The 18,623-nt window shown below is 72.8% G+C and carries 15 protein-coding genes; 7 read left to right on the top strand and 8 right to left on the bottom strand.

The features are described 5' to 3' along the window. Positions 1–9 precede the first annotated feature (9 nt). Together ACIDOF_RS29285 and ACIDOF_RS29280 are read right to left on the bottom strand one after the other, a co-directional pair. Complete coding sequence (locus ACIDOF_RS29285) at positions 10–1,488, bottom strand: AlkA N-terminal domain-containing protein (protein WP_409009152.1); 1,479 nt, start codon at positions 1,486–1,488, stop codon at positions 10–12. A gap of 98 nt (positions 1,489–1,586) precedes the next feature. After that, positions 1,587–3,026, bottom strand: coding sequence for an NCS2 family permease (locus ACIDOF_RS29280; protein ID WP_409009151.1), 1,440 nt, complete (start codon positions 3,024–3,026; stop codon positions 1,587–1,589). A 313-nt stretch (positions 3,027–3,339) separates the two neighbouring features. Between ACIDOF_RS29280 and ACIDOF_RS29275 the strand changes: the two genes are divergently transcribed. Next, entirely contained in the window at positions 3,340–4,014 is a 675-nt protein-coding gene (locus ACIDOF_RS29275) for a helix-turn-helix domain-containing protein (protein WP_409009150.1), read from the top strand. Between the two features lie 34 nt (positions 4,015–4,048). On the opposite strand, the gene ACIDOF_RS29270 is transcribed toward ACIDOF_RS29275, so the two are convergent. Together ACIDOF_RS29270 and ACIDOF_RS29265 are read right to left on the bottom strand one after the other, a co-directional pair. Then, positions 4,049–4,561 (bottom strand): O-acetyl-ADP-ribose deacetylase, encoded by a 513-nt coding sequence (locus tag ACIDOF_RS29270; RefSeq protein ID WP_409009149.1) that lies wholly within the window; start codon positions 4,559–4,561, stop codon positions 4,049–4,051. A 454-nt stretch (positions 4,562–5,015) separates the two neighbouring features. Next, positions 5,016–6,437, bottom strand: coding sequence for a phytoene desaturase family protein (locus ACIDOF_RS29265; protein ID WP_409009148.1), 1,422 nt, complete (start codon positions 6,435–6,437; stop codon positions 5,016–5,018). 132 nt (positions 6,438–6,569) lie between these two features. On the opposite strand from ACIDOF_RS29265, the gene ACIDOF_RS29260 reads away from it, so the two are divergent. Next, positions 6,570–7,139, top strand: coding sequence for a hypothetical protein (locus ACIDOF_RS29260; protein ID WP_409009147.1), 570 nt, complete (start codon positions 6,570–6,572; stop codon positions 7,137–7,139). A 147-nt stretch (positions 7,140–7,286) separates the two neighbouring features. Here ACIDOF_RS29260 and ACIDOF_RS29255 read toward each other — a convergent pair whose 3' ends face one another. From ACIDOF_RS29255 to ACIDOF_RS29245, 3 genes are all read right to left on the bottom strand, one after another. Next, on the bottom strand, positions 7,287–8,129 hold the full coding sequence (locus tag ACIDOF_RS29255; RefSeq protein ID WP_409009146.1) for an inositol monophosphatase family protein: 843 nt from the start codon (positions 8,127–8,129) through the stop codon (positions 7,287–7,289). 107 nt (positions 8,130–8,236) lie between these two features. Then, the gene (locus tag ACIDOF_RS29250; protein ID WP_409009145.1) at positions 8,237–10,039 is read right to left on the bottom strand and encodes a gamma-glutamyltransferase family protein; all 1,803 of its coding nucleotides are present in this window, start codon (positions 10,037–10,039) and stop codon (positions 8,237–8,239) included. 11 nt (positions 10,040–10,050) lie between these two features. Further along, a complete protein-coding gene (locus ACIDOF_RS29245) occupies positions 10,051–10,248 on the bottom strand; it encodes a hypothetical protein (RefSeq protein ID WP_409009144.1) in 198 nt (65 codons plus the stop codon). A 151-nt stretch (positions 10,249–10,399) separates the two neighbouring features. On the opposite strand from ACIDOF_RS29245, the gene ACIDOF_RS29240 reads away from it, so the two are divergent. The 5 genes from ACIDOF_RS29240 (at position 10,400) to ACIDOF_RS29220 (ending at position 16,960) form a co-directional block, all read left to right on the top strand. Further along, a complete protein-coding gene (locus ACIDOF_RS29240; RefSeq protein WP_409009143.1) occupies positions 10,400–11,641 on the top strand; it encodes a S8 family peptidase in 1,242 nt (413 codons plus the stop codon). A gap of 66 nt (positions 11,642–11,707) precedes the next feature. Then, positions 11,708–12,865 (top strand): TIGR02569 family protein, encoded by a 1,158-nt coding sequence (locus ACIDOF_RS29235; protein WP_409009142.1) that lies wholly within the window; start codon positions 11,708–11,710, stop codon positions 12,863–12,865. A gap of 119 nt (positions 12,866–12,984) precedes the next feature. Then, the gene (locus tag ACIDOF_RS29230) at positions 12,985–14,040 is read left to right on the top strand and encodes a biotin/lipoate A/B protein ligase family protein (RefSeq protein ID WP_409009141.1); all 1,056 of its coding nucleotides are present in this window, start codon (positions 12,985–12,987) and stop codon (positions 14,038–14,040) included. 553 nt (positions 14,041–14,593) lie between these two features. Next, entirely contained in the window at positions 14,594–15,220 is a 627-nt protein-coding gene (locus ACIDOF_RS29225) for a hypothetical protein (RefSeq protein ID WP_409009140.1), read from the top strand. 207 nt (positions 15,221–15,427) lie between these two features. Beyond that, positions 15,428–16,960, top strand: coding sequence for an NCS1 family nucleobase:cation symporter-1 (locus ACIDOF_RS29220; protein WP_409009139.1), 1,533 nt, complete (start codon positions 15,428–15,430; stop codon positions 16,958–16,960). On the opposite strand, the gene cycA is transcribed toward ACIDOF_RS29220, so the two are convergent. Continuing rightward, positions 16,950–18,455: a D-serine/D-alanine/glycine transporter gene (gene cycA, locus ACIDOF_RS29215; protein WP_409009138.1), complete on the bottom strand. Its 1,506-nt coding sequence runs from the start codon at positions 18,453–18,455 to the stop codon at positions 16,950–16,952. The two genes, ACIDOF_RS29220 and cycA, sit on opposite strands and share 11 nt — an antisense overlap. Between the last annotated feature and the right edge of the window lie 168 nt (positions 18,456–18,623).

Here is an 18,623-nt window from a genome sequence, read left to right as displayed (position 1 = left end):
GCAACCTCCTTATGCGGGAAGGGAGTTGATCGGGTGGTCGTCCGTCGCCCACAGGTACTGGACCGCGTAGGCCCGCCACGGGCGCCAGGCGGCGGCGCGGGCCGTGAACGCTGCGGGGGTGTGCGGGAGGCCCAGGCCCTGTGCGGCGCGGCGGATGCCGAGGTCGGTGGGGAGGAACGCGTCCGGGTCGCCGAGCGCGCGCATCGCGATGACCTCGACCGTCCACGGGCCGAAGCCCGGCAGTTCGGCGAGCCGGGCGCGGGCCGCGTCCCAGTCGCTGTCGACGCCCAACTTGAGGGTTCCGTCGGCGAGTTCGCGTACCAGACGGGTGAGGGTGGTGCGGCGGCTGCGGGGCAGGGCGAGGGTCTCGGGGTCGAGGGCGGCGAGCGCCTCGGGCGACGGGAAGAGGTGGGTGAGGCCGCCCTCGGGGTCGTCGACCGGCTCGCCGTGGGCCAGGACGAGGCGGGCCGCGTGGGTGCGGGCGGCGGCCGTGGACACCTGCTGGCCGAGCACCGCGCGTACCGCGAACTCCGGCTCGTCGACGGTGCGCGGGACGCGGCGGCCGGGGGCCTTGTCGACCAGCGGGGCGAGGAGTTCGTCGGTGCGCAGCTGCTCGTCGACGGCGACCGGGTCGGCGTCCAGGTCGAGCAGGCGGCGGCAGCGGCTGATGGCCACGGTGAGGTCGCGCTGGTCGCTGAGGCTCAGCCGGCAGCCGATGTGCTCGGGCCCGGGAGTGAGGGCGACGACGCCGGGGCCGTGCGGCAGGCGCAGCGTGCGGCGGTACGCGCCGTCCCGCCACTCCTCCACGCCGGGTACGGCGGTCGCGGCGAGGTGGCCGAAGAGGTTGTCGGGGTTGAGCGGGGCGCGGAACGGCAGGCGCAGCGAGAGGACTCCGGGGGTGCCGGGTTCCGTACGGCCGGCGGCGCGTGCGGCGCGGGTGCGGAGTTCGCCGGGGGCGAGGGCGTACACCTCGCGGACCGTGTCGTTGAAGGTGCGGATCGAGGCGAAACCGGCGGCGAACGCGATGTCCGCCATGGGGAGTTCGGTGGTCTCGATCAGGATGCGGGCGGTCTGGGCGCGCTGCGCGCGGGCCAGGGCGAGCGGGCCCGCGCCGAGCTCGGCCTGCAGTTGCCGTTCGACCTGCCGGGTGCTGTAGCCGAGGCGGGCGGCGAGGCCGGTGACGCCCTCGCGGTCGACGACGCCGTCGGCGACGAGCCGCATCGCGCGGGCGACCAGGTCGGCGCGGTGGTTCCACTGCGGGGAGCCGGGCGTGGTGTCGGGCCGGCATCGCTTGCAGGCCCGGAACCCGGCCTGCTGGCAGGCGGCCGCGCTCGGGTAGAACCGCATGTTCCGCGGCTTGGGGGGTACGACGGGGCAGCTCGGGCGGCAGTAGATCCCGGTCGTCAGGACGGCCGTGAAGAACACTCCGTCGAAGCGGGCGTCCTTCGCCCGGACCGCCCGTACACAGCTCTCGGTGTCGGTGTGCATGCGTACAGCTTCACCGAGCGAGGCCGCCGGGGCTGGCGAGAATCCGACATCAACCTCGGACTGCCAGGGCCCCGACGGCCTCCATGACGACTGTGCGGTTACTTCAGGCCGAGCAGCTGCTCCAGCGGGTCGATCGCGAAGTAGACGGTGAACAGGGCGGCGGTGCCCCACAGCAGCCAGTGCACCTCGCGGGCCTTGCCGAGGCAGGCCTTGATGACGACGTAGGCGACGAAGCCGGCGCCGATGCCGTTGGTGATGGAGTACGTCATCGGCATCACGGCGATGGTGAGGAACGCCGGGATGGCGAGCTCGTACTTCTCCCAGTCGATGTGCTTGACCTGGGTCATCATCAGGAAGCCGACGGCGACCAGGGCCGGGGACGCGGCCTGCAGCGGCACGATCGTCAGGACCGGGGTGAGGAACAGCGCGGCGGCGAACAGGCCGCCGGTGACGACGCTGGCGAAGCCGGTGCGGGCGCCTTCGCCGACGCCCGCGGCGGACTCGACGTACGTCGTCGCGGACGAGGCGGAGGCGGCGCCACCGGCGACGGCGGCGGCGCCGTCGATCAGCAGGACACGGCCGAGCTCGGGCACCTGGCCGCGCTCGTCGAGGAGACCGGCCTCGGCGGTGACGCCGACGATCGTGCCCATCGTGTCGAAGAAGTCGGACAGGATCAGCGTGAAGATCAGCAGGATCACGGTGAGGACGCTGACCTGGCCGAAGGCGCCGATGACGTCGAACTCGCCGAGCAGCCCGAAGTCCGGTGCGGCGACCGGGTTGCCGGGCAGCGACGGGGAGATGAGGCCCCAGCTCTTCACGTCCGCGACGGCGTTGATGACGACCGAGAGGACCGTCATCACGGCGATGCTGATGAGGATCGCGCCGGTGACCTTGCGGGCGAGCAGCACGACGGTCAGGAGCACGCCGAGGCAGAACACCAGCATCGGCCAGCCGACGAGGGTGCCGGAGCCGAGCTGGACGGGGACGGTGCTGTTGGCGGCGTCCGGGACGCGGGTGACGAAACCGGCGTCGACGAAGCCGATGAACGCGATGAACAGGCCGATGCCGACGCTGATGGCCTGCTTGAGGGCCTGCGGGATGGCGTGCATGACGGCCTGCCGCAGACCGGTCATCACCAGGACGCAGATCAGCACACCTTCGAGGACCACGAGGCCCATCGCGTCGTCCCAGCTCATCAGCGGGGCGATCTGGAAGGCGACGACCGCGTTGAGGCCGAGACCGGCGGCGAGGGCGAGCGGCAGGTTGCCGCCGACGCCCATGATGATCGTCATCATCGCGGCCACCAGCGTGGTGGCGGTGGCGAGTTGGGCCGGGTCGAGCTGGTCGCCGAACTTGTCCTTGGCGCTGCCGAGGATGATCGGGTTGAGGACCAGGATGTAGGCCATCGTGAAGAACGTGGCGACACCGCCGCGTATCTCCCGGGCGTACGTCGAGCCGCGCTCGCTTATCTGGAAGAACCGGTCGAGAGGACCACCGGATCTGGCGGGCGGCGCTGCCGGCCCCGTACTGGTCTGCATGACTGCTGTCTCCTGGCCCTGCACATGTGAGGGGATTCGGGGGGAATTCGGTGCTTGTGGGGTGCCACGACCGGCGCATGTCCGGCCGTAGTACGAACGCACATGCGGCACCTCGGCCCTGGATCATACGCGGGGTGACGCAGTTCTCAATTGCGCGGGGAAATCCCCGGAGTTAAGGAGGGATTGCGGAGACCGCCCAACTCGTGATCACTATGTTCTTTCCTACAAAATCCCTGTGGATCTACTCCACCAAATCCGGACGCACGTGACACCTCATCTGCGGTCGCCGTCCGTGAGTGCCTACTCTCTGTCCGTGCATCCACCGATCCCCTTCAACGCGCGTGCCGCCCGGACCCTGCGCGAGAAACTCGGGATGGCCCCCGGACACGTCGCGTACGGCATGAGCGCTTCGTACGGCATGACCCACATCACCCCTGACCACATCACCGCGTGGGAACGGGGCGTCGCCGCTCCGACGGCGCATGAACTCAACGCGCTCGCCGGTGCGTTGTGGTGCGCGCCGAGCGAGCTGATGGACCGCCCGCGGACCCTGCACGAGCACCGGCTGGCCCGCGGGATCGCCGCAGACGACGTCGCCGACGCCACCGGGATGTCCCGCGAGGCCTACCAGCAGATGGAGGCGAGCGGCGTCTGGCGCGGCGACACCGGGCAGTCCGCGCGCCTCGGCGACATCCTCGGCCTGGAGCCGCGCGACCTGGTCGCCGTCACGGGCCGGGAGGGCGAGCTGGCGCGGCTGCTCACGGAGGCGGTGTCGACGCGCTGGCAGGCGCACTTCAAGGAGATCGCGAAGCTGCTCTCCATGGACAAGCGGGACTTGAAGGAACCGCTGCGCGCCATGCACGACGAGTACCAGACCCTGATGGCCGCGACGCTGATGCGCGCGAGCGCGAACACGGCGGCGGGCGAGGCGGGCCAGAGCTACGTCGAGAACATCGTCGACCATTTCTGGGAGCGGCTGGGCGCCTGAGGACGGCCCTCCGTGATCCGCTCCCTGGCCCTACTCAGCGGAGCTGCGCGGCGAACGCCTCGTACGCGGTGTCGTCGAACAGCACGAACCGGACCTCCTCGACGGCGGTCTCGGTCTCCCGTACGGTTCCGACCGCGATCCGGGCCGCGTCGTCGATCGGCCAGCCGTAGATGCCGGCGGACACGGCGGGGAACGCGACGGTACGGGCCCCCAACTCGTCGGCGACGCGCAACGACTCGCGGTAGCAGGAGGCGAGCAGGTCGGAACGGTCGGTCTCGGCGGACCAGCGGGGGCCGACGGTGTGGATCACCCAGCGCGCGTCGAGCCGTCCGGCGGTGGTGGCCACGGCCTGCCCGGTCGGCAGGCCCTTGCCGTAGTGCGAGGCCCGCAGCGCCCGGCACGCGTCGAGGATCTCCGGCCCGCCGCGCCGATGAATCGCCCCGTCCACGCCTCCGCCGCCGAGCAGGGAGGAGTTGGCGGCGTTGACGACGGCGTCGACGGTCTGCTGGGTGATGTCGCCTCGGACGAGCGTGAGCAGAGTCTCCATCCCCCCATTCTCCGCACCCCCAGGGGGCTCCGCCCCCGGTCCCCCGCTCCTCAATCGCCGGAGGGCTCCCTCGCGCTCCGCACTCGTCCTCAATCGCCGGACGGGCTCCATCCCGGCCGTCGTTCGTCCGCGGCGCCGCGATGGCCGCTCGCGCAGTTCCCCGCGCCCCTCACGGGGCACGCCCTGCCCCCTCCGGCCGCCACCCGGCTGCCGCGCCATCCTGGTACCTCGCGCAGTTCCCCGCGCCCCTGTCGGGGCACGGCTCCCCCGCCGCGCTGTGGGCTGTCGGGTGCTGGTGCGCCCCTTCAGGGGCGCGGGGAACTGCGCGAGCGGCCACGACGGCGGGGCAGCCGAAAGATCACCGCCGGAGGCTTTCGGGAAGGGGCGGGGAGGGGAAAAGATCGAGCCCGAAGGGCGAGACAAGTAACCGGGGGAGGGAAGGGGGCCGGCCCTCTTACTTGGACCGCAGGTGCCGCCAGACCGCCCGAGCCGCATTGTGCCCCGACATCCCATGCACCCCCGGCCCCGGCGGCGTAGCGGACGAGCACAGGAAGACCGCCGGATGCGGCGTGGCGTACGGAAAGAGCGACAGCTTCGGCCGCAGCAGCAGCTGAAGCCCGGAAGCCGCGCCGCAGGCGATGTCCCCGCCGACATAGTTCGCGTTGCGCGCCGCAAGCTGCGGCGGCCCTGCCGTGGCCCGCGCGAGGACCCGGTCGCGGAACCCGGGCGCGAACCGTTCCAACTGCCGCTCGACCGCGTCCGTGAGGTCCCCCTCCCAGCCGTTCGGCACGTGCCCGTACGCCCAGAACGCGTGTTTGCCCTCGGGTGCGCGGCTCGGGTCGACGAGGCTGGGCTGCGCGGTGATGAGGAACGGCCGTTTTGGGGCGCGGCGTTGCCGGGACGCTTCGTCGAGCGCCGTGCCGATCTCGTCCTTGCTGGCTCCGACCTGCACGGTGCCCGCGCGCCGCGCCTCCTCGGCGGTCCAGGGCACCGGCCCGTCCAGGGCGTAGTCGATCTTGAACGCGCTCGCCCCGTACCGATACCCGTCGTACGCGCGGCCCAGGCCCGCGATGCGGGCGAGGGCGGTGGGCGCGGTGTCGAAGACGTACGCACGGGCGGGCGGCAGGTCGTCGAGGCGTTTGACCTCGAAGTCCGTGTGCACCGCGCCGCCCAGGTGGCGGAGGTACCCGGCGAGCGCGTCGGAGACGGCCTGCGAGCCGCCCTTCGCCACGGGCCAGCCGCGTTCGTGGGCGGCGAGCGCGAAGACCAGGCCGACGGCGGACGTGGCGGGCCCGCCGAGCGGGGCGATGACGTGCGCGACGAGCCCGGCGAACAGGGCCTTGGCCCGCTCGTCCCGGAACCGCTGCGCCATCAGCCAGGTCGACGGCTGGAGTCCGGCGAGGCCGAAGCGGGCGAGGGTGACGGGGTCGCGGGGCAGCGCGGTGGACGGCAGCGACATGAAGTCCCGTACGAGCGTGTCCCATTTGCCGATGAAGGGGGCGATGAGCCGGCGGTACGCCCCCGCGTCGCGCGGGCCGAACGACAGGGCCGTCTCGGCGACGGAGCGGGACAGGACGGCGGCCGTGCCGTCGGGGAACGGGTGGGCCATCGGCAGCGGCGGCTGCAGCCACTCCAGGCCGAACTGCGCGAGGGGCAGGCGGGAGAAGGCGGGTGAGCCGATGCCGAGGGGGTGCACGGCGGAGCACGGGTCGTGCCGGAAGCCGGGCAGGGTGAGTTCTTCGGTGCGGGCGCCGCCGCCGATCGCCGACTCGGCCTCGAACACGGCCACCGAGAAGCCGCGCCGGGCCAGCTCGACGGCGGCGGTCAGGCCGTTGGGCCCCGCTCCCACGACGACGGCATCGAGCATCGACGGCACCTTCGGACTCCTTTGTCAGCCGGTGGCCGGACGGCTGGTCCCCCGGCTGGTCGACTCCGGGAACCAGTGTGGCCGGTGCTGCCCAGGATATGCCGGGGCGCCGACGACGCCCCCGCGGGTAGCCTTCGCCGGATGCCGCATCACACCCACCACCTGGACCCGGCCACGGGCGTCCGCCACTGGTACGAGTACGACGCCTCGGGAACGCTCCTGCGGCACGCGTCGTTCGGGCACGACGGCCCGGCGCCGGAGGCCGTCCGCGCCGCCGACCGCTCCGAACTCGCCTGGCTGCGCGCCGAGTTCGGCGCTTACTGCGTCGAGTTGTACGAGGCGACGTACGGCCTGCCGGAGGAGCCCGTCGCGCCCGCCGGCGCCCCCGTCACCGCCGCCGACTTCGAGCGGGCCTGGCAACTGGCCCGCAGGGACCGGCACTTCACGCAGGTCACCACCGGCCCGCTGCCGGTCGGCCTGCGGCTGCCCGGCACGGTGAGCGTGATCCCGTGGGGCGCGTACCTCACCGGGCTGTTCGTCGACCTCGGCCTGCCCGTGCCCGGGTTCGTCGACATGGTGCATCTGCCTCGTGAGCCGGAGCCGTGGCCGGCCGTGGGCACGGCGGGCACGTACGAAGTGCTGCAGGTCCGGCTCAACTGCGAGGCGGAGAGCCGGAGTCGGCCGCAGGTCAGGCTGAAGCCGGTGAGCTGAGCCGCCGCGGACGCGGGCGCAGACGCAGACGCAGACGGACGCGGACCGTCTGCACCGCGAGCCACCGACCGGCCGACGCCGACCGAGGGGCAGCCGACCGGCCGACGCCGACCACGGGCAGACGTGAGCCCCCGGCCCAATGCCTGCTCAGCCCTCGGCCCCCGCCCGCAGCAGCCCGAGCACCCGCTCGACCGTGGCCGTGTCCCGCGCCGCCGTGAACGGCAGGGCGTTGCCGCCCTCGATACGGAAGGGCTCGCCGGCGATCGTGCGGTGCGCGCCGCCCGCCTCCTCCACGAGGAGCAGTCCGGCCGCGTGGTCCCAGGCGTTCTCCCAGGAGAAGGCGACCGCGTCCACCTCGCCCTTGGCTATCGCCAGGTATTCGAGGCCCGCCGAGCCGCAGGGCCTCGGGTGCACGCCGTCCACGGCGAGGCCGAGGAGGGCGCGCTTCTGCTCGTCCGTCGTGAAGTCCGGGTGGGACGTGGCTATTTCCAGGACGCGGTCCGCGGCGGGGGCGCCCGGCCGCAGCTCCCGGTCGCCGACGCGTGCGCCGCGGCCGCGGACGGCGACGGCCAGCTCGTCGAGCGCGGGCGCGTACGTCCACGAGGCGAGGACGCGGCCGCGCCGGGCGAGCGCGACGAGCGTGCAGAACCCGGGGTCGCCGTGGACGAACTGGCGGGTGCCGTCGACCGGGTCGACGATCCACACCGGGGCGTCGCCGTGCAGCGCGTCCAGCTTCGCCGGGTCGGCGTGCACGCCCTCCTCGCCGACGACCACGGAGCCGGGCAGCAGGGCCGTCAGGGACGCCGTGAGGTGCTCCTCGGCTCGGCGGTCGGCGACGGTCACCAGGTCGTGCGGGCCGTTCTTCTCGACGATCTCGTGGTCGGCGAGCTGGCGGAAGCGGGGCATCACCTCTGCTGCGGCGGCCTTGCGGACGGCCTCCTCGACGTCGGTGAGGGAGGAGTCGAGAAAGCCTTCGAGGTCTTCGGTCATGTGTCCCATCAGACCACGCGACACTGACAACCCCTACCCGAGCAGTGGCCCGCACCTGGACCTGAGGTGAACTCGCCGTTGCCGCGGCGGCCCGATGTCACGCGCGGTCACCGCCCGACCGCGTACCCCTGCATTCCGCGCGGGTTGGCGGCCGCCGAGAGGACGCCCGTGCGGGGGTCGCGGGCGACCGCGCAGAGGCGGCCCTCCGACCAGGGCTCGCCCACGGTGACGTCGTGGCCGCGCTCCCGCAGCCCGGCGATGACGTCGGGCCCGAGCCGGGACTCGACGGTCAGGCTGCCGGGCCGCATGCCGCGCGGGAAGAACGAGCCGGGGAAGGCCTCGGTGTGCCAGTTCGGGGCGTCGATCGCGCCCTGCAGGTCGAGCCCGCCGCGCACCCTCTCGCGCAGCGCGACCGCGAGGAAGAAGTGCAGCTGCCACTGGTCCTGCTGGTCGCCGCCGGGCGTGCCGAAGGCGAGGACGGGTTCGCCGTCGCGCAGGGCGAGGGACGGGGTGAGGGTGGTGCGCGGACGGCGGCCGGGCGTCAGGGAGTTGGGGAGGCCGGGCTCCAGCCAGGCCATCTGCAGCCGGGTGCCGAGCGGGAAGCCGAGTTCGGGCACGACCGGGTTGGACTGCAGCCAGCCGCCGCTGGGCGTCGCCGCGACCATGTTGCCCCAGCGGTCCACGACGTCGAGGTGGCAGGTGTCCCCGCGGGTGCCGCCGTCCCGGGCGACGGTCGGCTCGCCCGCGCCCGCGACGGGGGTGCCCATCGCGTACTCCCCGTCGAGCACGGTCTTCGCGGCGGCGGCGAGGCGCGGCGGGCGGCCGTCGGGGCTGCCGGGCCGCAGTTCGAGGGAGGCCCGGTCGCCGATGAGCGCGCGCCGCTCGGCGTTGTACGCGGCGGACAGCAGCGTGTCGAGCGGCACCTCGTCGGCGTCCCCGTACCAGGCCTCACGGTCCGCCATCGCCAGCTTGCAGCCCTCGACGAGCCGGTGGACGTACGCGGCGGTGCCGGGTTCGGGCAGCTCGTCCGGGTCGGCGGGGAGCAGGGCGAGCTGCTGCAGGAAGGCGGGCCCCTGGCTCCAGCCGCCCGCCTTGCACAGGGTCCAGCCGTTCCAGTCGTACGTGGCCGGGGTCTCGTACGTCGCGCGGTACGCGGCGAGGTCGGCGGCGGTGAGGGTGCCGGTGTGGCGGTGGCCGCTGGTGTCGAGGGTGGGGCGGGCGGACTGGCGCAGGAGGGCCTCGGCGATGAAGCCGCCGCGCCAGATCTCGCGGGCGTTCTCGATCTCGGTCTCGCGGTCGGCGTGCGCGGACTCGGCGAGGAGGCGGCGCCAGGTCGCGGCGAGCGCGGGGTTGCGGAAGAGCTCGCCGGGGCGCGGGGAGCGGCCGTCGGGCAGGTACACCTCGGCCGACGAGGCCCACTCGGGTTCGCTCTGGAAGAGGGCGCGCACGGTCTCCACGGTGGCGCCGACCCGTTCGACGGGCGCGTGTCCGTCCTCGGCGTACCCGATCGCGTACCGCAGGACCTCGGGCAGCGTCTTGGTGCCGTGGTCGCGCAGGAGCAGCATCCAGGCGTCGAACGCGCCGGGCACGGCGGCGGCCAACGGGCCGGTGCCGGGGACGAGTTCGAGGCCGAGCGAGCGGTAGTGGTCCACGCTCGCCCCGGCCGGGGCGGGGCCCTGGCCGCAGAGCACGCGCACCTCGCCGCCCGCCGGGGCGAGGATGATCGGCACTTCTCCGGCGGGCCCGTTGAGGTGCGGCTCAACTATGTGCAGCACGAACCCGGCGGCCACCGCCGCGTCGTAGGCGTTGCCGCCGTCCTCCAGTACGGCCATGGCGCTCTGCGAGGCGAGCCAGTGCGTGGACGACACCATGCCGAAGGTGCCCTGCAGGGTGGGGCGGGTGGTGAACATGCGGCCTCTCCTCACGGTCCGGGCGATCCGGGCAGGTTATCGATCACCGTGACGGCGCCGGCCCGCAGCCCCTTGCCGTCCTGCTTGCCGTCCTGCTTGCCGTACCGCTTGCCGTCCTGCTTGCCGTCCTGCTTGCCGTTCCGCCGAGTTGTGCAGCACTCGCACAGATTTGACGGTGTCCGGTCAAGACTCTTGTCGCCCCTGATCACCGGTGGGACAGTGCGCCGGTGGGAGGGATTCCGCTTCCCGCGCTTTCGTCAACGTCAGGGCCCGGTCGGGGAGTTGGCGGCGCCGCAGCATCGGTGGCGCCCCCGCGCTCTCCGTGGACGGCCTGCCAACGAAAGGGTCTGGTTCACCGTCATGAGATCCCCCACGCGAAGACTTCGCGCGCTCATACCCGTCACCGCCCTCGCCGCCGGACTGCTCGCGGCCGCCCCCGCGCAGAGCGCGGACCGCTCGGGCGCCGCCCCCGACCTGCGGCTCGCCCCGGCCGCGACGGCCGTCTCCGGCAGCTGGATCGTCGTACTCGACGACACCCCGAAGTCCGCGGTCGGCGCCGCCGCGCAGGACCTCGCCGAGCGCTACGACGGCGCCCTCGGCCAGGTGTACCGGAACGCGGTGCGCGGCTTCTCCGTGAAGATGGGCAAGGCCGAGGCGCTGCGGCTCGCCGCCGATCCGCGGGTCGCGTACGTCGAGCAGGACGCCGAGGTGCGCCTCGCCCCCGAACCGCGGGGCGCCAAGCGGAAGAACGCCACCCAGAACGGCGCCACCTGGGGCCTGGACCGGATCGACCAGCGGAACCTGCCGCTGAACGGCACGTACACGTACACCACGACGGCCTCGAACGTGCACGTGTACGTCATCGACACCGGAGTCCGCGTCAGCCACAGCGAGTTCGGCGGGCGGGCGAAGGTCGGCACCGACACCGTGGGCGACGGGCAGAACGGCAACGACTGCCACGGCCACGGCACCCATGTCGCCGGCACGGCCGCGGGCTCGACGTACGGCGTGGCCAAGTCCGCCTCCGTCGTCGGCGTGCGGGTGCTCAACTGCCTGGGCTCGGGGACCACTTCGGGCGTCATCGCGGGCGTGGACTGGGTGACGGCCAACGCGGTCAAGCCGGCGGTGGCCAACATGAGCCTCGGCGGCGGCGCGAGCACCAGCCTCGACGCTGCCGTGCAGCGCTCGATCGACTCGGGTGTCTCGTACGCGGTCGCCGCGGGCAACGGCAACATCATCGGGCTGCCCGAGAACGCCTGCGGCTCCTCGCCCGCGCGGGTGCCCGCGGCGCTCACGGTGGGCGCCACCGACCGGACCGACACCAAGGCGTCCTGGTCCAACTACGGCTCCTGCGTGGACCTGTTCGCGCCCGGCGTGGACGTCACGTCGGCCTGGAGCAGCGGCGACTCGGCGACCGACACCATCAGCGGCACGTCCATGGCCAGCCCGCACACGGCGGGCGTCGCGGCCCTCTACCTCGCCGCGCACCCGGCCGCGAGCCCGGCGCAGGTGAGCAGCGCGGTGACCGCCAACGCGACCAGCGGTGTCGTCCAACGGGCGGGCACGGGCTCCCCGAACAAACTTCTCCACTCGCTCTTCTGACCGCACCCGCCCCCGGCCTCGTTTCGCCTCGACGCCACGCCGAGGCGAAACGAGGAGCGAGGGGCCATGATCGCGGCTACGCTCCGCGCCATGTTCGCGATCCGACCAAACAACCCCAATTCCGCCGATAACGTCAGTCCGGTCTCGACCCTGCCCCGGCAGGAGCCGCCCGGTCTGCCCGTGCTCGCCGCGTTCGGCGCCGAGGGCCCGGCCCGCCCGCTGCCGGGCGGTCAGGGCGGAACCTGGTGCGCGGACGGCATCGTCCTGAAGCGGACCGGCCTGCGCACCGAGACGGCATGGCGGGCCAACACCCTCAACGCCCTTGCCCCGTCGGACGAGTTCCGGGTGGCGCCGCCGGTGCGCTCGATGGACGGCACCTGGACGGCGGGCGGCTGGGAGGCCTGGCGCCTGGTCCCCGGCACCCCCGACGAGCGGCGCGTGGACGACGTCGTACGCGCGGGCCGCGCCTTCCACGCGGCGCTCGCCGAACTGCCCCGCCCCGCCTTCCTCGACGAGCGGGACGACCCGTGGTCGCGCGCCGACCGCTTCTCCTGGGGGTACGCGGCCGGCTCCGCCGAAGCGGTGGCGGCCGAAGAGGGCGTTCCGGCCCGGGAGTTCGACCTGGTGGCCCCGCTGCTCGCCGCCCGTACGCCGCTGCCGGAGGACGCCTCGCAGGTGGTCCACGGCGACCTGCTCGGCAACGTCCTGTTCGCCGACGCGGAGGGGCTGCCGCCCGCGATCATCGACTGGCCCGCGTACTGGCGCCCGCCGGGCTGGGCCTCGGCCGTGGCCGTCGTCGACGCGCTCTGCCACCACGACGCCGAGCCGGGCGTGCTCGACCGCTGGGAGCACGTGCCGCACTGGCGCCAACTCCTCGTCCGCGCCCTGCTGTTCCGCATCGCCACGCACGAGCGCCTGGACCGCGACCTCGAGTCGGCGTACCGCCCGGTGGTCGACCTCGTCCTCGACGGCCGCTGGACGGAGCAGACCGCGGAGCGCCGAGCGGAGCCTTCGCCGACGCTCCGCGCCGTCCGCGCACCGGAGCCGACGCCCGCGCCCGCTCCCCCGCCGACGCCCACGCGCAGTGCGCCGCAGCAGGAGATGCTCGACGTGACCGACCCGCTCCCCGAGCAACTCCCCGAGCCCCGGCCCGAGGCCGACCCGTCGACGGACGCCTCGCCGGGCGCGCCGACGGACGCCTCGACCGACTCCTCCCCGTCCTGAACGGCCCGGGCCCACCCCGGGCCCGGCCCGCCACCGCCCACGAGGAGTACGATTTGCACCCGTTCACCCCAGGTGTGACATAGGTGCGGCGTACGCCAAGGCGGCTGGAGGATGGCGCAGTGCACGGTGAGTACAAGATCCCGGGCGGCAAGCTGGTCGTCGTGGACCTCGAAGTGGAGGACGGCGTGCTGCGGCACGTGCGGGTCGCCGGTGACTTCTTCCTGGAACCCGACGACGCCTTCCTGGCGCTCGGCACCTCTCTGGAGGGCGCCCCGTCGGACACGGACGCGGCGGGCCTCGCCGCCCGTATCGAGGCCGCCCTGCCGGAGGGCACGGTGATGTACGGGCTGACGGCGGAGGGCGTCGGCGTCGCGGTGCGCCGGGCCCTCGCGCACGCCACCGACTGGACGGACTACGACTGGCAGTTGATCCACGAGGGCCCGCAGTCGCCCGCCCTGCACATGGCGCTCGACGAGGTGATCACCGCCGAGGTCGCCGCCGGGCTGCGGCCGCCGACGCTGCGGGTCTGGGAGTGGGCCGCGCCCGCGGTGGTGATCGGCAGCTTCCAGTCGCTGCGCAACGAGGTCGACGCGGACGCCGCCCGCGAGCACGGCATCGAGGTCGTGCGGCGGATCAGCGGCGGCGGCGCGATGTTCTGCGAGCCGGGCAACACCATCACGTACTCGCTGTCCGTGCCGGCCGCGCTCGTGCAGGGCCTGTCCTTCGCGGACAGCTACGCGTACCTCGACGACTGGGTGCTCGGCGCGCTCGGCGACATGGGCATCAAGGCCTGGTACCAGCCGCTGAACGACATCGCCACGGACGCCGGGAAGATCGCGGGCGCCGCCCAGAAGCGGATGACCGGCGGGGACGGCGCGGTCCTGCACCACGTGACGATGGCGTACGACATCGACGCCGAGAAGATGGTCGACGTGCTGCGGATCGGCCGCGAGAAGCTGTCCGACAAGGGCACGACGAGCGCGAAGAAGCGGGTCGACCCGCTGCGCCGGCAGACCGGCCTGCCGCGCGAGACCGTCATCGAGCGGATGATCGACTCGTTCCGCGTCCGCCACGGCCTCACTGCGGGCCAGGTGACGGAAGACGAACTGTCCACGGCCCACCACCTGGCCCGCACAAAGTTCTCCACCCCGGAGTGGACGGGCCGGGTTCCTTAGGGCGGGGCCGGGTTCGTTGGGGCGGGGAGGGTGCGGGAACCGGAGGGCAACGGGGGCCGCAGGTCCGGGAGTCGTGGTCCCGGGGCCGGGCGTACGGAGACCGCAGGCACCGGACCGTAGGCGGGTTCCGTGGGGCGGGTTCCGCGGACACCGGTTCCGCGGCGGCTGCCGCGGGCGCCGGACTCGCGGACGTGGCCCACGGCCCGACCGTGGGGCCGGCCGGGCAGCACAGACCCCGGTTCGAGCGGACCGAACTCAGCGCCGGGCCCGCAACCCACAGCCCGGGCACCGGGCACCGGGCACCGGACCGAAGCTTCCGGGGGCCCTGGGAACTCCACAAGCCGGGCCGTGCGGGCAAGCCTCGCGCCTCCGGCTCCGCAAGCCCCAGGCCGCCGTGAGCGCTCGGACAGGTAGGCACGCGTGCCTCGCCCGACCGTCTCCGCCCCGAAGGTTCCCTCCCGGCTCCCCTATGCCGTACCGCGTCGCGTGTGACACTCTCGTGCCTCCACCTCCCATGTCCCGCGATTACGGCTCCGGCCGAGGAGGACCGACCGTGCGTTCCCTGTCGCTGCTGCTCGCCGTGCGGGTGCTGCCCGTCGCCGCCCTGGCCGTGACCGGGTGGGCCTGGACCTCGGGGCCGTACGCGCCGGGTGAGGACCGGGCCGCGCCCGCGGCCGCCGAGCCGAAGGCCGCGGAGAGCGCGGCGGCGGAGGAGACGTACGAGAAGCCGCCCGCGCCCTGTGACGCCGTGCCGTCCGGCACGGTCGAGGACCTCGTGCCCGAGGCCGACCGGGGCGGCAAGGAGCTGCGCCTGACCGACCCGGAGCGCCGCCGCACCTGCTCGTGGAGCGCGCTCGACGGGTACGACTACCGCTGGCTGGACGTCGGCTACGACCTGCGGGACTCGGCGGCCACGGCCCGCCAGGCGTTCGCGTCCCGCGCCGGGGACGCGGCCAGGACCGTCGACGGTCTGGGCGAACAGGCCGCCGTGGTCGTCGAGTTGACCGAGAAGGACGGCCAGAAGACCCGCAGCGCGAAACTGTACGTCCGCTCCCGGAACATGCTCGTGACCGTGACGTACAACGGCAGCGACTTCGAGTCCCAGTCCGCGCCCGGCCCGGCGACCATGAAGGACGGCGCCGTACGGGCCGGCAAGGCGGCGCTCGAAGCGCTCCGCTGACGACACCGCACGCAGACGCCCCGCACGCCGACGCCAGCCGACGCCGGCCGACGCCCCGCATCGCGCCGCACCACTCCCGCAAACCGCCCGGCATCGGTAGAGTCCTCCCCCATCCCGCACCGAAGGCACCCGCACGGACGGCACCCGCACCGACGGCACCCGCTTCGCCCGCTCATCCCCCGACGGACTCTGCAGAGCGAGGGCACGATGGCTTCGACGGTTCCTCCCCCGGCGGACGCGGCGCCGGGCACCCAACTCACGTACCCCGACGGGCGGGTGGCGCTCGCCGACGGGGTGGTCCCGGACGACCCGCGGTTCGCCAACGGCGACCTGCTGCCGGTGCCGATGCGGCGCCGCACCTGGGGTGTCTACAACTACACGGCGCTGTGGATCGGCATGGCCCACAACATCCCGTCGTGGACCCTCGCCTCCGGCCTCGTCGCGCTCGGCATGGACTGGAAGCAGGCGGTCCTCGTCATCGCCCTCGCCAATGTGATCGTGCTGCTCCCGATGCTGCTCACCGGGCACGCCGGGCCCAAGTACGGGATCCCGTTCCCCGTCGTCGTACGCGCCTCGTTCGGGCTGCGCGGCGCCAATCTGCCCGCGCTGCTCCGCGCCGCCGTGGCCTGCTGCTGGTTCGGCATCCAGACGTGGATCGGCGGGCAGGGCATCTTCCTGCTCCTGGGCAAGGTGTTCGGCGGCTGGACGACGGCCGCGGAGATCGGCGGCCACCCGTGGACCCTGTGGCTCTGCTTCGTGATCTTCTGGGCGCTCGAACTGGCCATCATCTACCGGGGGATGGAGACCCTGCGCCGGTTCGAGAACTGGGCGGCGCCGTTCGTCCTCGTCGGTGCCGTGGTGCTGCTCGTGTGGATCACGTCGAAGGCCGGCGGCTTCGGACCGCTCCTCGACCAGCCGTCGAAGCTGGGCTGGGGCGCGGACTTCTGGGCGGTGTTCTTCCCGGCCCTGATGGGGATGATCGGCTTCTGGTCGACGCTGTCCCTGAACATCCCGGACTTCACCCGCTTCGGCAAGGGCCAGCGGGCGCAGGTGTGGGGCCAGTCGCTCGGCCTGCCCACGACGATGACGGCCTTCGCCCTGCTCTCCGTCCTCGTCACGTCCGGCTCGCAGGCGGTGTACGGGGTGCCGCTCTGGGATCCCGTCCAGCTCGCGGCGAAGACCGACAACATCTTCGGGCTGCTCTTCGCCCTGGTGACGGTCCTGATCGCGACGGTCTCGGTGAACATCGCGGCCAACGTGGTGTCGCCCGCGTACGACCTGGCGAATCTGCTGCCGAAGGTGATCAACTTCCGTACGGGGGCGGTGATCACGGGCGTCGTCGGGGTCCTGGTGATGCCGTGGAAGCTGACCGAGACGCCCGAGCTGTACATCTTCACCTGGCTCGGCGTGGTCGGCGGTCTGCTCGGCACCGTGGCCGGGGTGATGATCGCCGACTACTGGATCGTCCGCCGCACCGCCCTCGACCTGGCCGGGCTCTACGACCGGAACGGCCCGTACTGGTACACCGGCGGCTGGAACTGGCGGGCACTGCTCGCCTTCGGCGTCGGCGGGCTGCTCGCCGTGGGCGGCTCGCACTCGGCGCCCGGCAAGGGCCCCTTCCCCGCGGACGGGCTGATCCCGGCGCTGCGCCCGCTCGCCGACTACGGCTGGGCGGTGGGGCTGGTGACGGCGCTCGTGCTGTACGCCGCCACCAGCCGCAGGCCGTCCGCTACGAGGTGACCTCGGCGTCCGCCGTGCCCTCCGCCTCGGCGCGGCGGGCCCGGCTGCGGCCCATCGCCAGCCACGCGACAGCGAGGACCAGGAACCAGACCGGGGTGACGAGAAGCGCCTGCAGGGTGTCCGACTTCTGGGTGAACGCCCAGATCAGGAAGGCGAAGAAGGCGAACACGACGTAGCACATGAAGACGCCGCCGGGCATCTTGAACGTCGACGCCTCGTGCAGCTGCGGGCGGCGCTTGCGGTAGACGATGTAGCTGATCAGGATCATCGTCCAGATGAACATGAAGCACACCGACGAGATCGTCGTGACCAGCGTGAACGCCTCGATGATCGAGCCGCCGATGGCCACCATGACGACGCCCCCGAGCAGGAACACCCCGGAGAGCAGCAGTGCGTTGACCGGCACCCGGCGGGAGCTGAGCCTGCCGAAGGAGGCCGGGGCGTCGCCCTCGTGGGCCAGGCCGTACACCATCCGGGAGGTGGAGTAGATGCCGGAGTTGGCGGACGAGGTGGCCGAGGTGAGCACCACGAAGTTGATCACCGAGGCGGCGACGGCGAGCCCGGCGAGCGTGAACATCACGACGAACGGGCTCTTCTCGGCGCTGATCTGCCGCCAGGGCGTGACCGAGATGATCACGACGAGCGCGACGACGTAGAACAGCATCACGCGCACGGGGATCGAGTTGATGGCCTTGGGGAGGTTCTTCTCCGGGTCCTTGGTCTCGGCGGCGGTGGTGCCGACGAGCTCGATGCCGACGAACGCGAACGTGGCGATCTGGAAGCCGGCCACGAAGCCCATCGGGCCGGTCGGGAAGAAGCCGCCGTCGTTCCACAGGTTGGCGAAGCTCGCGGTGGCGCCGCTGGTCGACTCGAAGCCCTTGAGGACCATGACGAGGCCGACGACGATCAGCGCGACGATCGCGACGATCTTGATGAGCGCGAACCAGAACTCGGTCTCACCGAAGGCCTTCACCGTCGGCAGGTTGAGCCCGATGAGCACCACGACCGCGGCGAGCGCGGGAATCCACAGCGGCGCCCCGTCCCACCAGTACGCGACGTACCCGGAGATGGCCACGACGTCGGCGATGCCGGTGACGATCCAGCAGAACCAGTACGTCCAGCCGGTGAAGAAGCCCGCGCACGGGCCCAGCAGATCGGACGCGAAGTCGGCGAAGGACTTGTAGCGCAGGTCGGACAGGAGGAGTTCGCCCATGGCGCGCATGACGAAGAACAGCATCGCGCCGATGATCATGTAGACGAAGATCACCGAGGGGCCGGCGAGGGAGATCGTCTTGCCGGAGCCCATGAACAGGCCGGTTCCGATCGCACCGCCGATCGCGATGAGCTGGATGTGCCGGTTGGACAACTGGCGGGAGAGCTGCGGCCCTTCGCCGGTCGCGGCCGGGCCGTTCGACGTGCGGCCGTTCGACGTGCCGGAACCACCGCCCCCGGTCACCGCCGTGGCGGTCGAACCGGGGTCACTGCTGTCGTGCATGGACGAACCTCACTGATCTCGCGCGCGTGCGGGCACGCACCATTACACACTCGTTTCCAGGGGAGTCTGGCCTGCCGGAGGCTAGGCCGACGCCGCTCGACAAATCAAGGGTGTATTGGGCACGTACCGGCCGCGCGCGAGCAGCCCGTCAGCCGCGCATCAGTCGTG

It is taken from the genome of Streptomyces sp. Da 82-17, assembly GCF_046098215.1.
Taxonomy (GTDB): domain Bacteria; phylum Actinomycetota; class Actinomycetes; order Streptomycetales; family Streptomycetaceae; genus Streptomyces.
Note: the sequence above shows the minus strand (reverse complement) of the source record. Positions and strands in the feature narration are given on the sequence as shown.

What these genes read in the sequence shown, in the direction of transcription:
- ACIDOF_RS29285 (WP_409009152.1), bottom strand. Translation starts at nt 1,488, where the DNA reads ATGCACACCGACACCGAGAGCTGTGTACGGGCGGTCCGGGCGAAGGAC.
- ACIDOF_RS29280 (WP_409009151.1), bottom strand. Translation starts at nt 3,026, where the DNA reads ATGCAGACCAGTACGGGGCCGGCAGCGCCGCCCGCCAGATCCGGTGGT.
- ACIDOF_RS29270 (WP_409009149.1), bottom strand. Translation starts at nt 4,561, where the DNA reads ATGGAGACTCTGCTCACGCTCGTCCGAGGCGACATCACCCAGCAGACC.
- ACIDOF_RS29260 (WP_409009147.1), top strand. Translation starts at nt 6,570, where the DNA reads ATGCCGCATCACACCCACCACCTGGACCCGGCCACGGGCGTCCGCCAC.
- ACIDOF_RS29255 (WP_409009146.1), bottom strand. Translation starts at nt 8,129, where the DNA reads ATGACCGAAGACCTCGAAGGCTTTCTCGACTCCTCCCTCACCGACGTC.
- ACIDOF_RS29250 (WP_409009145.1), bottom strand. Translation starts at nt 10,039, where the DNA reads ATGTTCACCACCCGCCCCACCCTGCAGGGCACCTTCGGCATGGTGTCG.
- ACIDOF_RS29240 (WP_409009143.1), top strand. Translation starts at nt 10,400, where the DNA reads ATGAGATCCCCCACGCGAAGACTTCGCGCGCTCATACCCGTCACCGCC.
- ACIDOF_RS29235 (WP_409009142.1), top strand. Translation starts at nt 11,708, where the DNA reads ATGATCGCGGCTACGCTCCGCGCCATGTTCGCGATCCGACCAAACAAC.
- ACIDOF_RS29220 (WP_409009139.1), top strand. Translation starts at nt 15,428, where the DNA reads ATGGCTTCGACGGTTCCTCCCCCGGCGGACGCGGCGCCGGGCACCCAA.
- cycA (WP_409009138.1), bottom strand. Translation starts at nt 18,455, where the DNA reads ATGCACGACAGCAGTGACCCCGGTTCGACCGCCACGGCGGTGACCGGG.